Here is a 13,683-nt window from a genome sequence, read left to right on the forward strand (position 1 = left end):
TTCTATACAATGGGCCATGTGCCCTCCGATCCCCGGGCGGCGAGACGGAGCGCCGGTTACGGTGGTCGACGACAAGTGAAGGAGTGCGGGTGAGTGAGACAGCGTTGGGCGCGATCAAAGCGTCTTCCAGGACGGCTCTCGTCCTGGAAGCGCTGCGTCGCGGCATTCTGAGCGGCGAGCTGCCGGCCGGGCGGTCCCTCGTGGAGGTGGAGCTCGCCAGCCGTTTCGGTGTCTCCAAGACTCCGGTGCGCGAGGCGCTGAAGACGCTCAGCGGAGCCGGCCTGGTCACCATCAGCGAATACACCGGGGTGACGGTCCGCAAGGTCGACGAGCGCCTCACCCGAAGCGTGTTCGACGCCCGGTGCCTGATCGAGCCGGCCGCGGTGCGGCGAAGCGTCGAGGCGGGACTGCGCGACGGCGGCCGGCTCGCCGGCGAGGCCCTGCGCAAGTCGGACGAGGCGACGGACGAGGTGACCCGCAGCCTCGCCAATCGCGACTTCCACCGCGCCCTCTACGCCGACTGCGACAACGAGGTGCTGGTCGGCGTGCTCGACCAGCTGCGCGACCAGACTGCCCTCATCTCCGTCAACGTCTGGTCCCAGCGTCCCTCCTGGGAGGACGAGGCGCAGGAGCACCGGCAGATCCTCGAGGCGGCACTGAACGGGCAGGCCGACGAGGCGGCCCGACTCGTGTTGCAGCACATCAGCGTATTCCAGGAGCGGGCGCTCCAGCAGATCAAGGAGGCCGGCCGTGAGGTTCGGTGAGCTCTCCCAGGCCCTGCGCGACGTCGTCGCCATCCCGGTCACGCCCTACGCCGGCGGCGTCCCCGACCTCGCGCTGTACCGTTCGCTGCTGCGCCGCCAGGTCGACGCGGGCGTCAACGTGCTCACCCCGAACGGCAACACCGGCGAGTTCTACGCCCTGAACGCCGGGGAGCGGCTTCAGCTGATCACGGCCGCCGCGGAGGCCGTGCGGGGAGAGGCGCACCTCCTGGCCGGGATCGGCCACGACGTCGCCACCGCCGTCGAGGAGGCCCGCCACGCGGCGGCGCACGGCATCCGGATGGTCATGGTGCACCAGCCGGTGCACCCGCACGTGTCGGCCCAGGGCTGGCTCGACTACCACAGGGAGATCGCCGAAGCGGTGCCGGACCTGGCCCTGGTCCTCTATCTGCGCAACTCCTGGGTCGACGGCCGGCTGCTGGCGCGGCTGGGCGACCTGTGTCCCAACGTGATCGCTTTGAAGTACGCCGTCGCGGACGTGAACCGTTTCGCGCAGGTACGCGCGGAGGCGGGCCCCGACCGGTTCGTCTGGATCGCCGGGCTGGCCGAACCGTACGCGCTGTCCTACGCCGTCCACGGGGCCGAGGGCTTCACCTCCGGGCTGGTGAACGTCAACCCCGCCTTCTCGCTCCGGCTCAGGGACGCCCTGCGCGAGGAGCGCTATCCGGCGGCGGAGCGGATGCTCCAGGACATCGCGCGGTTCGAGCACCTGCGCGCGGTCGACGGCGGAGCCAACAACGTCAGCGTCGTCAAGGAGGCGATGCACCAGCTCGGCCTGTGCGACCGCGCGGTCCGGGCGCCGAGCACCGTCCTCGGCGAACCCGAACGGCAGGAGGTCGCGCGGATCCTCACCGAGTGGGCGAAGGCCGACGACCTCGGGCCCCTGCCCGTGGCGGCGTCATGAGGATCAGCGGCCTGCGCTCGTTCGTGCAGCGCGTCGGCGATCGTCCCCGGGTGCTGGTGCGCGTCGACACCGACGAGGGCGTCAGCGGCTGGGGCGAGGCCTACAACCACGGTCCCGACCTGGCGCTCGGCCCCCTGCTCGACTACCTCGGCGGGCAGATCAGGGGTGCGGACCCGCGACGCGTGGAATACGTGTCCCAGCTCCTCCTCCGCAGCGCCAGGTTCCCGCAGGGAGCGCTCGGGCTGGCGGCGATCGCCGCCATCGACCACGCGCTGTGGGACATCACCGCCAAGGCGCTCGGCGTGCCCGTCTACCAGGTGCTCGGTGGGGCCGTACGGGATCGGGTGCGCGTCTACTGCGGGCTCTACTCCGCGCCCGACCCCGACGAGTGCCTCCGCCAGACCACCGAGCTGCACCGGCGCCACGGATTCACCGCCTTCAAGCTGAGCCCGTTCCGTACGGACCTGCACGCCGGACGCTGGGGCCTCGTCGTCGCCGAGACGGCGGAATGGGCTCAGGAGGTCAGGCGGTGCTGCCCGGCGGAGTTCGACTTCGCCTTCGACGCGCACGCCAAGATCTTCGAGCCCTACCAGGCGGTTCAGCTCGGCAACGCCCTGGAGCCGATGGACCCGCTCTTCCTGGAGGAGCCGCTCCGCCCGGAGCACTTCGCCTCCTGGGGTTACCTGCGCCAGCAGTTGCGGGTGCCCCTGGCCACCGGGGAGAGCCTGTACTCCCCCCACGAGTTCCTCAACCTGCTCACCCACGGGGGCGCCGACATCGTCCAGCCGGACATCTGCGTGGTGGGCGGCATGTCCCAGATGCGGCGCATCGCGACCCTCGCCGAGACCTTCAACACCATGGTGGCGCCCCACAACCCGATGGGGCCACTGGCCACCGCGCACAACGTGCACTTCGCCGCGGCCTGCAGCAACTTCTCGATCCTGGAGTACAAGCCGGAGACGACGAGGTGGTGCCCGGACCCGTACGTGCCGGTCGACGGGCATCTGGAGCTGCGGCCCGACCGGCCCGGCTGGGGGATCACCATCGACGAGGACGCCCTGGCGGAGGACGACTACGTGCACTGGGAACGCCGGGTTCCCGTCCGGCCGGACGGATCCCTCGCGTTCTGCTGACCGCGCGGCCCTGGTCGGATTAAGCATCCGGCCCCGCGTTCGCCATCTTTTCCCGGCGAGGCGGGGCCACTGCCGTTCCCGCAGCGCCGTGACCTGCGCCTTTCACGGCGACCGAAGCCGTATCAGAGCCATGTCAGCTCCATGTTTGGTCGCGGGGCCACGATTCTCGGCATGGATACAGCAATGCGACCCCCGGCCGACACCCCAGGCGCCCAGCCGAAAGGCTTCGTCGCCAAGCTCCTCGCCGACCGTCACTCCGTCCCGTTCTCCATTGCACTGCACCTGGTGCCCGGCGCGGTCATCGTCGCCGTGTACGCGTTCATCGCCGCCCCCCTGGTCCGGGCGATGGACTTCCCGATCTTCCTGGCCTGGGCCATCGCCCTCGCGGTTGTGCTCTTCCCGCTCCAGCTGATCCTGCTGTGGCTGGGCAAGAAGAAGACCGGCGGCTTCACGATGAAGGGCGTCGTCCATTACCGCGACAAGCCGCTCTCTCGCGGCAAGGTCTTCTGGCTCGGGGCCGCGTGCCTCGTGTGGATGACCGTGGTCTCGCTCTCACTGACCCCGCTGGACAACATCGTCTACGACTGGTTCTTCACCTGGGTGAACTACCAGGGCGCCGGCCCCGACGGCACCACCTACCTCCAGGGCTACCCGCAAGAGGTCGTGCTCACCACGCTGCTCATCTGCGCCCCGTTCACCGGCTTCACCCTGCCCCTGATCGAGGAGTACTACTTCCGCGGCTTCCTGCTGCCCCGCCTCCCGCAGCTCGGCAAGTGGGCCCCGTTCTTCAACACCTTCTTCTTCTCGGTGTACCACTTCTGGGCCCCCTGGACGGTCCTGTCGAAGCTCGTCTTCCTCTATCCGGGCGTCTGGCTCGCCTGGAAGAAGCAGGACATCCGCATCTCGATCGCCATGCACCCCGGCTCGGCGCTGCTGATGACTGTGGTCGGCGTCATCGCCCTCGCCTCCGGCGCCTACTCGATGTAGGACAGCCAGAGACGAGGGGTGCCGCCCGCTGGTCGAGGGCCGGATGCCGCCCCGAAGCCGCGCCGGCCCGTCCCCGTGTAGTCTCATTTCTCTTCCAGGCGGCGGAGCGTCTCATCGAGGCTCGATGTCAGACGGGCGAAATCCCGGGCCGCCTGGGCCTCCATGTCGTCCAGTCGGCGAAAGAACTGCTCCGGGTCGACACCCTCCTCGGGAGATGCCGCAGACTCGCCGGCCCGCCTCAGCTGATCCTGCTGCGCCGCCCGTACGGCGGCGATGATGTGGTCGGCCAGGTCCTTGGATCCGGAACGCATGGCCCGTGCGTCCAGCCGGAGCCTGTCCAACAGGCCGTCCTGGCCCACGACGGCGCTCACCAAGCCGCCGGCGGCTTGACCTTCGCCGATGGGGTCCTCATCCTCAGATGCCGCAGCCATTCATCACTCCAGTCTCAAGGGCCACATCTGGCGCATCGGAGTCCAGCGACATTAAACCGCCCATCGTGCGTCGTTGGCCAGCGAAGGGCGACCGGCTCGGTGGCCGTACCGTCCAGCTGCGTCCGAGGCTGCCCCATGCCCGCAGGGGCCGAGCGCAGAAGACCTGGTCAAGCCCTATGCGCGAGTTCTGGTACCTGACAGGTCTCCACGTCATCCGCTACGATATCCGGCGATAACGGCAAGTTGATCATCGTTGACTGCTCGCCGCGCTGTACGGCCCCACCGATATGGCCGCTGACAGCGTCGGATAGCCCTGACGAACAGGCAGGATGCTGGTGCCGGCACTGATCGTTCACCGACCGAGGACTTGATGTTTCCCCTGCGCACATCGAGTGGTCGCCGCCCTGGCCATTCCGGGCACCAGACTCTGAGCCTTGATGGTCTACCTGCCTGATCCGCGTCGGTGACGGGCGTTCGCTTATTGGAGAGTCGCGTGGCTTCCCTCGGAGACGATGACGGATTTCGCGGAGTCGGAGAGGCGGCGGATGGCCTGGTCAAGGCCTTCGTCGCGGACGACGGGCTGCTGGAGGGACTGTTCGTTGGGGCGCGGGCCATGAGGCTCGCCCCGGAGGTCCTGGCGAGGCACGTCGTGACCGCCATACGGCAGGCGCAGGAAGACCGCCGCGGACAACTGGCCGAGAAGAAGGCCGAGGAAGAAGCCAAAGCGGTCGCCCTGGCTGAAGCCCTGGATGCGCGGCTCGACGAGTTCGAATCCCGGCACGATCACGAGTTCCCTCAGATCACCACAGCTTTGTACGAGACGGTGCGGAAACTGGAGGGCTGATGAACGAGTTTTCCCATGATGGGGCGATCATTGATGTCAAGGGGCGCCGGGCGGCGGGCCGCAATATGGGAATGCTCGCCCGGGAGTACCGCGAACTGCGCCAGCAACTGGACGGCATCCTAGCGAATGGTTGTGGCCTGTCCCATGAGGAGATCAGCGCTCCCTATGCGAAGTTGGCGACCAATCTGAGAGCAAAACTCGCACGGATCGCCGACGACCTGGAACACGCCGGCTCCGGCCAACTCACCATGGCAGCGAACAACGACACCGCCGAGGAAGTCGGTCTGGAGTACATCAACCGAGTGAGACAAGCTCTCGGAGGCTGATCACTGGTCTTGTTCGAAGCCGGCTGGTCGAGCAAGGCTGATGAACGCCGGGATTCTGTCCAATGGCAAGGAATGACGTAAAGCGGTCGCCAGAGGGGCGAAGATGAGTGATTCGACGATTGCCCAGGGGCTTGCGATTCTGGGGCTTCCGCCGCTTACCGATACGGGTCCGCTTCGGGAGCGGCTTGAGGAGTTGCTGGGTCCGGTGAGCTCGCATGAGGGGTTTTCCGGTGGTACGGCACAGGCCCAGCAGGGTGCGGCCGTCAATCAGGGAGTCGCCGCAGATACCTCGAACGCCTTCGTAGAGGGCTTGATGGGCGACATCAACGATCTCCAGCAGCGGCTCGCCGTCACCACGAACAACATGGCCACCGCGGGGAACGCCGTCGAATGGGGCAATGCCGCCCTTGGCTTTCTGGCGGTCGCCGCGTGTACCGCCGTCTATATCGTGGCCACGAATCCCGCCATCGGAGCTCGACTGCTGGCCAGGCTCAAGGCGCTGGCGAACAAGGTGATGATCAATCTTGTCAAGATGAGGCAACTCGTCGGCCGGATATTCGGCGCACTGATCAGGCAGGAGGCCCGACCGTCGAGCAGCCTGGAAGCGCAGGTCGTACGTAGCCGGATTCCGCTGGGCAGAGCGGACGCGGCGGTGGGGCGCGCCGGGAGGAAAGTCCAGGGCATCGAGGATCGAATGGCTGCTACGGGAGCGTCGTCACCTGAGGACGCGGCCTACTACGCCGGTCAGTTGAACAGGGCAGGCCGCCCCCTCAACACGGCCCGACAGCATTTGGACGACGCCCAACGCCGTGTCGACGACGCCTGGCGAAGTGCGCGCGTACCAGAGGAGGGGCCACTGCCTGCAAATGTGGCCAACCTGGAAAGAACGAGCCACGACGTCTCCGCCGTCCGGCGGCAGGAGCAGGCTCTTCAGGAACATGTCAGCAAACGTGTCGCGGAGACCACGGACGAACAGTGGGGAAGAATGGACCCAGAGGAGTTCCTGGCCTACTACAACGGCAGAACGCCGCCTTCCGCCTTTGGGTAACCCGCTCCGTCGTGTGCGGGACAGGGTGCATGGCACGTGGTTACTGCAGTCGGCATGGTGCCGCACTGAGGTAAAAGGTTGATGTTCGGACAGATCGAGGAGTTCAACGACGCCATCGCCGAACGCCGCGCCGAGCCCGACCGCAGGTGCGGGCCAGCGTCAAGTACCGGCGGCCGGCTCAGACCTGTGGTTTGAGCCGACGACCGGGCGCGCGCCTGGCAGCAGGACTACCCCAATGCCGTTTAGATAGATCATCTGGATGGGGTGCCTCGGGTGATGGGCATGAGCTGGACGGTGGGTGGTCCGGGGTGGCGGATGCTCTTGTCGCCGGGGCGTCGTTCGCGGTAACTGCTGCGTCGGGTGCGTTTGACGGCGCGAGGGTAGGTGCGGTGCCGCCGTTCGGGGTTGCGATTACGGGGCCGTCCGACGTGGTGGACGGTCGTGGCCCAGAGGTCGTGTGGGGGTTCAGGAGGAAAGGCCGCCCGGTCGGTGACCGAGCGGCGCACGATGCGGAGCGTGGCGAGGAACTTGATCCGGTCGGGGTCGACTCCGGCTGTGGTGGCGGCGGTGCAGATCAGGGTGGCCAGGGCCCAGTGGGTGAGGAGGTAGGCCCAGATCTCTTGGAGGACTAGGTTGGGGGTGCGGGACCGCAGGATACGACCTGGGCCGCGCAAGTGGGTCTTCAGCTGAGCGAATCCCGTTTCCGCCTCCCATCTTTCGTGGTAGCAGGCGGCGAGCTGCTCGGCGGTCGCCTCGGCGGGGTCGAGGATGGTGGTGATGAGCCGGATGTGCTCGCCGCGCCGGTCGGGCACCGTGTAGTCGACCACCCGAACTATTACCGCCTGGTCCGGGTCGAGTTCGCGCCCCCGGCGTGCGTCCTCACGCAGCCGGTCCTTCTGTGATTGGCGCAGCTTGGTGGGTTTGGTGATGACGGCGAGCCAGGATCCGTCGTCCAGATCTTTCAGCCAGTAGGGGTACAGGCCGGCCTGGACCCGCCACAATAGCTGCGCGCCGGTCGAGGCCGCGTACTGCCATGCGTGGTAGCTGTAGAAGCCGCGGTCGGCGGTCAGCAGCATCTCGGGTGTGAGCCGCCCGTAGAGGGAGTACGCGAGGGTCTGCTCGCTGTCCCAGCAGCCCGACACGTCCGCCGCGACGATCGCGTGGCTTGCGCATCCGCTGATTGCCACCACTCTGGCCTGAGGGTACAGGGTCTCGTACCCGCCCGCGCTGTCGGTGGGGAACTCGGCCAGGTTCGCCGCCGTGTCCGGGACGTCGAGGGTGAACCCGTCGATCGCCATCAGCCGCCACCGGCCCAGCCACGCGCCGGCCGTCGCCTCTGTTGCTGCCGGACGAGCGACCCGCTCGAACACCTCCCGGATGACCTCCGCCCCGAGCCGCTTGCGGGCCTGGGTGACCGCACCGCGGGTCGGCGGCTCCAAGCGCGATCCCGGTGCTGCCGCCAGCATGCCGGTCAGCTTCTCCGCGGCCTCCTCGTAGTCGTCGTCCGCGAACAGGCACAACACCATCAGCAGGTAGACCACCACATGCGCCGGGAGCTTCCGCACCCGCTCCTCACGACAACCATGCAGGTCGATCACCTCATCCAAGACCTGCCGGGACACCAGCGACGTCAACGCCCCCAGCCCCACCAGATCCGTCAGCCGACCCGCCCCGCCGACCTTGATCCACTCCGCCATCCGGCGGACGCTACCAGCGCAAACCCCTATAACGGCATTGGCCGGGACCGGTCTGACCTTGACCTCCACCAACACGAACCCACTCGACTTCAAGAATAAAGATCAGTATTCTTCGTGATCACCGAATTACGATAATTTTCTTCACATTAACGAGCGTCATCGTCGCTGTTCGGCGGCTATGGAAATGATCAATGCGCCATTCCCTGACCAGCCTTCCAAGTGTTCGAACACACCACCTCGCGAGCTCGGAAGCTTCTACACTTGGCCTGTGCAAGCGACCCCCGAACAAGACCTCTTGCAAGATCTCATCAAAACATCTCCGACCTACTACTGCCGCACCGAGCAGCTCCTCCTCAGGCAAGGCGAACCAGGCGACCGAGTGGTCATCATCATCGAGGGTCTGGTCAAGGTGGAGCGTACGGAATTGAACGGCGAACGTAGCATCCTCGCCTTCCGCGGGCCATACGAGCTCGTCGGGAGAACTGCTGTCTTGCAGAGCTGTCGCCATTTTGCGAGCGTTGAGACACTGCTGCCGTGCAAAGTCGCTGTTGTGCGCCCTGACGCATACCTCGGATCCGTTGCGGAGCGCTCACTCACCCTCCCGGTGGTGACGCATACCCATGGGCGCCTGATCGAGTCGATGATCGTGCAGGGGAACAGTCCCCCCTGGATCCGGCTGGCGTTCGCCCTGGTTCGCCTCGCCAGCCGCAACTGGAGCGGTGCCGCACCTGACAGGCCGGCTGTGCTGCACCTCACTCGTACCGATCTCGCCCTCCATCTCAGGGTCAGCCGCAACACCATCTCTGCATCACTCAGGCAACTGGCGGAACGGGGTGTCGAGGCCTCACGAAACACGATCGTCATCACTGACCTTTCAGCACTGGGCGGGGCCGTGAAGGAGCTCGACCGCTGATGAGATCCTGCATCCGCAGGTCAATCGGTCAATGGTTGCGGGATCGGAGCCGGGGCGGGTGTATCGCCGGGGACGAAACGTAGACGGGCTTTGGCCGGCACGTCCAATCCCATGTAGCGGCGAGCTTCGACCCGCTCATCGCTCTGCTCGGCCAGCACGGCGCTGACCAGCCGGATGATCGCGGTTCGGTCGAGGAAGACGCCGACCGCATCGGTGCCAGCTGACCTGGCTTTTGGAGACGTGCTTGATGCCGGTTGCCCGACCAGTTCGTCTACCCGCAGTGCCGAGCCAATCGGGGAGACCTGAGCCTGAGCGCAGCTTGGGGATCGCCGGTGCACGGTGCCGGCGCGGATGTCCTACTCTCGACGGCGATAGCCGTTACGCGCACTGGTCCGTTCGTTGCTGCACTCGCCGTACGGTGCTCCACGCAGGGTGTCGGCCTCGGACATGGTCTTCACCACGGATCGCAACACGTCCGGGTCATTGCTTCGCCAGCCACCGCGATGGCCATCTCCATTTGCGGTCGCCACGCATGTGACCAGGGGGAACTCGTACCCACTCCCGTGGACGCAACCGCCGAGTTCCTCGGAACTGTCACGTTCGAAACGCTCGTTAAGCACCCCTGGCCTCACAGTGAAGGGATGGTTCAGTGCAAGGTTCGGGTAGAGCGTCTGGATCTACGGTCCAGTCTCCTCGACCTCTGTCTCATTGTGAGACCGCCCCGGGTGATCGGCATTGCCGATCGGCCTAGGCATCGACTGTGTACGATCAACCCGGTCGCCAGGGACAACCTGCATCCAGTGCAACCGTGGCGCTTCAACTGCGAGTTACCAGAAGTACATCCGGTGAGAGCCAGATCACATGTCTTCTGCACTCGCAGTGCTGAAGCGCGTGAGCACACTCTGGAAACTATCCCCAACACCAGAGAATTTGGGCTGACCAGTGGTCTCGGCCCATCCTCGTATAGGGCGATCCCCGAGTGAACGACGCGGTTGCCCTATGCGGTGAAGGAGCACTGATGGCGAATCACCGATGGGGCGCCCTGTCCCGCATCGTCAACGAGCGGATCGAATCAGGAGCACACGACGGACTGTTGATCGATACGGGTAACGGCCTCGTCCGACTGACCGCACGCCAAGCCCGTGACGCGGTATGCGTCTCTGGCAGGGACACGACTCTACGCGACGCAATCTGGCGGGAGGCAATCCATGCAGCACAGCGAGAAGGGCCGACAAACGAGACGGGACGGCTGTTCGCCCTATGGCTGGCGGAGCCTTGGATGCGCCGGACCCTCTCCATGATCTCCATCCGGCTGCGCGTGAGCCCTGAGGATCTCGAAGCCGAGATGGCCACCACTCTTCTGGAGGGCTTGACGACCATCGACGCAGATCTACCAGGTGCAGGCGAGAAGGTTCTCAAATCTGTGTCGAGCAGGGCTTGGTCCGAGGCTCGTTCCGGCAGCCGGGAAACTCCCGTGAAAGATCTCTTCGTATTCGCTCCTCCGAAAGGTCTGAATCGGTTCCCCGGCGGCAGATGGGAGTCGAAGACAGCTCCACCCGGGCATATCGGCGAGCGCTCCGCCCCGATCCGCTTAGCCGCCACCCCTTCACAAATCGAAGGAGTCCGTCTTGGGGTGCTGGCCCAGCGCCTCGGGTTGACGGACATTCTTGATTGCGCTCGGCGCCCTACCAAGAGGCGCCTCATCGGTACCCTGTCCCTGCGCTCGACGGGAGCCCCTCGATGATCGGGACACCGATGACCTTCGCTGAGGCATTCCACCTCCCTCTGGTTGTCGACCTGGGCACTGCCGCGAGAGCTCTGGGAATCTGTTCTGGTACCGCATACCGACTAATCCACTCGGGCAACTTTCCGTGCCATGTCATCCAGGTCGGCACCCACTACCGCATCCCCACGGCATTCCTGCTCAAGGCCCTCGGCATTGAACAGATCCCGATCTACGAAGCGGACTTGGAGGGAGGCGTCAAGTACGCTTCCCAGGAGATGGAGGAGGACGAATAGCCGTGGCCGATTCGACCTCCCATCGCTCAGGAAAGAGCTTTAACGCCCAATAAAGGGTGGGCCGAGCAGTGTGACGGCCAAGCGACACACCCGGCGGTGCGTCCAGCTTCTGTAAGCACACCAACCCACGCCGCCGCGTACATGTATTTCTGGCGATTAATCACTCTGAAGCGAAGTTCGGAGGATGCGTAACGGTCGAGAACGGATAATCCTGCCTTTGGATTGACTGGGCCGCTGGTTGCGACCACGGCTAAGTGGACCTTTTGAGAAGGTTCACAGGAAGGGTGTAGTGTCGGGGTGTGAGGCGGAACTGCATCCGCGCCGTGACCCGGTGCGCGCCTTGTTGGTAACTGGTGTACACCGATTGCTCCCGGCAGGCACTCGCCCTCGACTAATCGCAGAACCGCCTGTATCAAACAGTGACTGAGGGCATGGTTGCAGTCGGCGAGCATCCTCTCAGGCAGATTGATGAACTGAGCCCAGGACCAGGTTTACTGGTCCATAGCTCCCCGGCTGGGCTGTGACTTGTTTTTCCCATGGTCGACCTCTGTAGAGGAGTCTATTGTTGACTCAGGTATCGAACGAGCCCGGAGCGACCGCTGAGGGGTGGTTTGACTTTCGAATTCGCTTTCGTGTTGGAAATACGTCCCAGGTGACGGGAGTCGAGGCCGACTCGTGCATTCAAATGGATCCCGGGAACCGTGTCACGATGGAGCGATGGGCGGTTGACAGTTCCTTCCTCATAGTTCGCGGCAGGAATTATGTCTCCATCGCGGCGGCCGAGGCCGCCGCGCGGCAGTGGCGCGCCGCACTCATGCTGTCCTTCGCCAAGCTCAATATTGGTGCCGACTTTGGTACGCGAGCACCACAAGGGCAGCTAGCCGATAGTGGTCGCCGCATCCTCCAGGAGCACGTTCCTGGTCAGCTTCGGCAAGTGCTGGATGATGTCCACGGAATACTGGTGTTTCCCAGTGAACCAACGCCCTTGTTCGTGACTGCCATGCCGGTCAGGGCTGTGCTGAGTCGCCCTGTCCAAGACGTTGTCACCCAGGCGCTGGCCCTCGTGGACAGAAGCGATCTGGTTCTCGACGATGCACAACTTGTCGCTCATAGTCTTTTCGCGTCCTCATTCTCCGAGGCATCCGTCGATGCTCGCTTCCTGATGCTGATGATGGCCGTTGAAACTCTCATCAAGCCGGACGACCGATCAGACGCTGAAGTTGCTCTTGTGGATCATCTCATCGACCAGGCCAAGCGCGCAGATCTTCCGGTCCGGGAGAGAGACTCTCTCATCGGCTCCTTGAGGAGCCTTCGTAAACAGTCGATCGGACAGGCTGGTCAATCCCTGGCTTCTCGGCTCGGTGATCAGCAGTTCTCTGGCGAAAGCCCAGCCGAATTCTTCAAGAACTGCTACACCCTGCGGAGTAATTTGGTTCACGGCAAGGTGCCACGGCCAAGTCGGGAGGCGGTGGGGCTGCGTGCGGCAACCCTTCAGATCATGGTCGGGAGATTGCTCTCCCATCGGAATATCGTTGTTGCCGATGATCTCGAGGGCGGCCAGGTAGATGGCCTGGGTATTTGATTTCTCCACCAGCCCGAACTGGATCCCCGCCACGTCCGCGACCTGGCCGCCTTAGCCTTTGTCGAGGCCAACGCCGCGCTGCTTGGCCTGCCCGGTGCCGGAAAGACCCACATCGCCGCCCCCGTCGCGCAGCCGCAGTGCCTCGGCCGACGGCAGCCGGCGTGTCTTCTGCGGGCACAGTCCGCCACCGGCCAAGCGTCTGTGGATCGCACGCAAATCGGCCCATTGCCTGGCACAGGATCCGGCGCACGCCATGGGCCGGTGCGGTGTATCTGCGTCTGCACACTTCCTGGCAGTGGTCTTCAGATGCAAGGCCAGGGCGCGAGTGAACAGCGGAATGATGGAGGGGCAAGACAGCGTCCAGGGCACCCGGCCTGGACATCGGATCTCGGTCGACTGCTGCCCGACCGCAGGCGTTCCGCCATCTCACTAGCCGGTCGGGTCGGTCCCGAGCGCAGCGTCAGGTTGGAAGGGCTCCGTATCATGAACGAATTCTCAGAGGTGATCACACCTGTGACGTCCAGCACAGATGCGTGTGGCAGCAGTATCGCCGGCACGTTCTGGAGGGCCACCGATCCGTCCGTCCGCTCCCCAGGACACCTCGAGCTCGCTAAGCAGGCTTCACCCTCGCTCACGGTGTCGCCTTCCCTCTATGGCATTCCGGGAATTGTCACCATACAGGTCACCGGCGACGGTTCGGTCGCCGCCAAGTCGGAGTCCACAGATCCCGGGATCGTCGTGATCCATGGAGAGCTTGAGGACGATATCCCGATCACCCTCCTGGAAGCGCGGTCCATGAAATGGGCCGGAGGGCTGACGCGCGAGAAACAGAAGCAGCGTTTCGAGGGGATCTTCGCGGTTGTCGGAGCGCATCTGGACAACGTCAATCACCACTTCGAAGGACTTCGAGTCCGCCTGCAGACCAAGGCCGTTGCGTTCTCGGCTGGTGAGACTGCTGCACCCCTGGGTCGAGTGGCCGAGTAAGGGCGCCCCGGTGCGGAGACGACAAACGCGACC

The 13,683-nt window shown here is 65.0% G+C and carries 13 protein-coding genes and 2 pseudogenes; 12 read left to right on the forward strand and 3 right to left on the reverse strand.

The genetic code is table 11. The annotated features are described in order from the left end of the window. Positions 1 to 89 precede the first annotated feature (89 nt). The 4 genes from AB0B61_RS53560 (at position 90) to AB0B61_RS53575 (ending at position 3,806) form a co-directional block, all read left to right on the forward strand. A complete protein-coding gene (locus tag AB0B61_RS53560; protein WP_358449355.1) occupies positions 90 to 764 on the forward strand; it encodes a GntR family transcriptional regulator in 675 nt (224 codons plus the stop codon). Next, a complete protein-coding gene (locus AB0B61_RS53565) occupies positions 751 to 1,686 on the forward strand; it encodes a dihydrodipicolinate synthase family protein (RefSeq protein ID WP_358449357.1) in 936 nt (311 codons plus the stop codon). Before AB0B61_RS53560 ends, AB0B61_RS53565 begins: the two co-directional genes overlap by 14 nt. Continuing rightward, a complete protein-coding gene (locus tag AB0B61_RS53570; protein ID WP_358449359.1) occupies positions 1,683 to 2,819 on the forward strand; it encodes a mandelate racemase/muconate lactonizing enzyme family protein in 1,137 nt (378 codons plus the stop codon). The genes AB0B61_RS53565 and AB0B61_RS53570 overlap by 4 nt, the downstream gene beginning before the upstream one ends. Positions 2,820 to 2,990: 171 nt before the next feature. Then, positions 2,991 to 3,806, forward strand: a complete 816-nt coding sequence (locus AB0B61_RS53575; RefSeq protein ID WP_358449361.1) for a CPBP family intramembrane glutamic endopeptidase — start codon at positions 2,991 to 2,993, stop codon at positions 3,804 to 3,806. Between the two features lie 83 nt (positions 3,807 to 3,889). Here the strand turns inward: AB0B61_RS53575 and AB0B61_RS53580 are convergent, their stop codons facing one another. Beyond that, a complete protein-coding gene (locus AB0B61_RS53580) occupies positions 3,890 to 4,237 on the reverse strand; it encodes a YbaB/EbfC family nucleoid-associated protein (RefSeq protein WP_358449363.1) in 348 nt (115 codons plus the stop codon). Between the two features lie 493 nt (positions 4,238 to 4,730). Here AB0B61_RS53580 and AB0B61_RS53585 point away from each other — a divergent pair, with 493 nt between their 5' ends. The 3 genes from AB0B61_RS53585 to AB0B61_RS53595 all read left to right on the forward strand — a co-directional run bounded on the left by AB0B61_RS53585 (position 4,731) and on the right by AB0B61_RS53595 (position 6,455). Next, complete coding sequence (locus AB0B61_RS53585) at positions 4,731 to 5,081, forward strand: hypothetical protein (protein WP_358449365.1); 351 nt, start codon at positions 4,731 to 4,733, stop codon at positions 5,079 to 5,081. After that, positions 5,081 to 5,407 carry a hypothetical protein gene (locus tag AB0B61_RS53590; protein WP_358449367.1) on the forward strand — a complete coding sequence of 109 codons (327 nt, stop codon included), beginning with the start codon at positions 5,081 to 5,083 and terminating at the stop codon, positions 5,405 to 5,407. The genes AB0B61_RS53585 and AB0B61_RS53590 overlap by 1 nt, the downstream gene beginning before the upstream one ends. Before the next feature lie 103 nt (positions 5,408 to 5,510). Further along, positions 5,511 to 6,455: a hypothetical protein gene (locus tag AB0B61_RS53595; RefSeq protein WP_358449369.1), complete on the forward strand. Its 945-nt coding sequence runs from the start codon at positions 5,511 to 5,513 to the stop codon at positions 6,453 to 6,455. A 251-nt stretch (positions 6,456 to 6,706) separates the two neighbouring features. On the opposite strand, the gene AB0B61_RS53600 is transcribed toward AB0B61_RS53595, so the two are convergent. Continuing rightward, the gene (locus AB0B61_RS53600; protein ID WP_358449371.1) at positions 6,707 to 8,152 is read right to left on the reverse strand and encodes an IS4 family transposase; all 1,446 of its coding nucleotides are present in this window, start codon (positions 8,150 to 8,152) and stop codon (positions 6,707 to 6,709) included. A 268-nt stretch (positions 8,153 to 8,420) separates the two neighbouring features. On the opposite strand from AB0B61_RS53600, the gene AB0B61_RS53605 reads away from it, so the two are divergent. Then, a complete protein-coding gene (locus tag AB0B61_RS53605) occupies positions 8,421 to 9,065 on the forward strand; it encodes a Crp/Fnr family transcriptional regulator (protein WP_358449373.1) in 645 nt (214 codons plus the stop codon). 20 nt (positions 9,066 to 9,085) lie between these two features. On the opposite strand, the pseudogene AB0B61_RS53610 reads toward AB0B61_RS53605, so the two are convergent. Beyond that, positions 9,086 to 9,280, reverse strand: a pseudogene (locus tag AB0B61_RS53610) (IS256 family transposase); the annotation flags it as partial. Between the two features lie 1,525 nt (positions 9,281 to 10,805). Between AB0B61_RS53610 and AB0B61_RS53615 the strand changes: the two are divergent. The 4 genes and pseudogenes from AB0B61_RS53615 to AB0B61_RS53630 all read left to right on the forward strand — a co-directional run bounded on the left by AB0B61_RS53615 (position 10,806) and on the right by AB0B61_RS53630 (position 13,650). Continuing rightward, positions 10,806 to 11,084, forward strand: coding sequence for a helix-turn-helix domain-containing protein (locus AB0B61_RS53615; RefSeq protein ID WP_358449375.1), 279 nt, complete (start codon positions 10,806 to 10,808; stop codon positions 11,082 to 11,084). 709 nt (positions 11,085 to 11,793) lie between these two features. Continuing rightward, positions 11,794 to 12,666, forward strand: coding sequence for a hypothetical protein (locus tag AB0B61_RS53620; RefSeq protein WP_358449377.1), 873 nt, complete (start codon positions 11,794 to 11,796; stop codon positions 12,664 to 12,666). Between the two features lie 9 nt (positions 12,667 to 12,675). After that, positions 12,676 to 12,795 (forward strand): annotated as a pseudogene (locus AB0B61_RS53625) (ATP-binding protein); the annotation flags it as partial. 354 nt (positions 12,796 to 13,149) lie between these two features. Continuing rightward, positions 13,150 to 13,650, forward strand: a complete 501-nt coding sequence (locus tag AB0B61_RS53630) for a hypothetical protein (RefSeq protein WP_358449379.1) — start codon at positions 13,150 to 13,152, stop codon at positions 13,648 to 13,650. The last annotated feature ends 33 nt before the right edge of the window (positions 13,651 to 13,683 follow it).

The sequence above is a fragment of the Nonomuraea sp. NPDC049158 genome (assembly GCF_040648335.1).
Classification (GTDB): domain Bacteria; phylum Actinomycetota; class Actinomycetes; order Streptosporangiales; family Streptosporangiaceae; genus Nonomuraea.

What these genes read in the sequence shown, in the direction of transcription:
- AB0B61_RS53570 (WP_358449359.1), top strand. Translation starts at nt 1,683, where the DNA reads ATGAGGATCAGCGGCCTGCGCTCGTTCGTGCAGCGCGTCGGCGATCGT.
- AB0B61_RS53575 (WP_358449361.1), top strand. Translation starts at nt 2,991, where the DNA reads ATGGATACAGCAATGCGACCCCCGGCCGACACCCCAGGCGCCCAGCCG.
- AB0B61_RS53580 (WP_358449363.1), bottom strand. Translation starts at nt 4,237, where the DNA reads ATGGCTGCGGCATCTGAGGATGAGGACCCCATCGGCGAAGGTCAAGCC.
- AB0B61_RS53590 (WP_358449367.1), top strand. Translation starts at nt 5,081, where the DNA reads ATGAACGAGTTTTCCCATGATGGGGCGATCATTGATGTCAAGGGGCGC.
- AB0B61_RS53595 (WP_358449369.1), top strand. Translation starts at nt 5,511, where the DNA reads ATGAGTGATTCGACGATTGCCCAGGGGCTTGCGATTCTGGGGCTTCCG.
- AB0B61_RS53600 (WP_358449371.1), bottom strand. Translation starts at nt 8,152, where the DNA reads ATGGCGGAGTGGATCAAGGTCGGCGGGGCGGGTCGGCTGACGGATCTG.
- AB0B61_RS53615 (WP_358449375.1), top strand. Translation starts at nt 10,806, where the DNA reads ATGATCGGGACACCGATGACCTTCGCTGAGGCATTCCACCTCCCTCTG.
- AB0B61_RS53620 (WP_358449377.1), top strand. Translation starts at nt 11,794, where the DNA reads ATGGAGCGATGGGCGGTTGACAGTTCCTTCCTCATAGTTCGCGGCAGG.
- AB0B61_RS53630 (WP_358449379.1), top strand. Translation starts at nt 13,150, where the DNA reads ATGAACGAATTCTCAGAGGTGATCACACCTGTGACGTCCAGCACAGAT.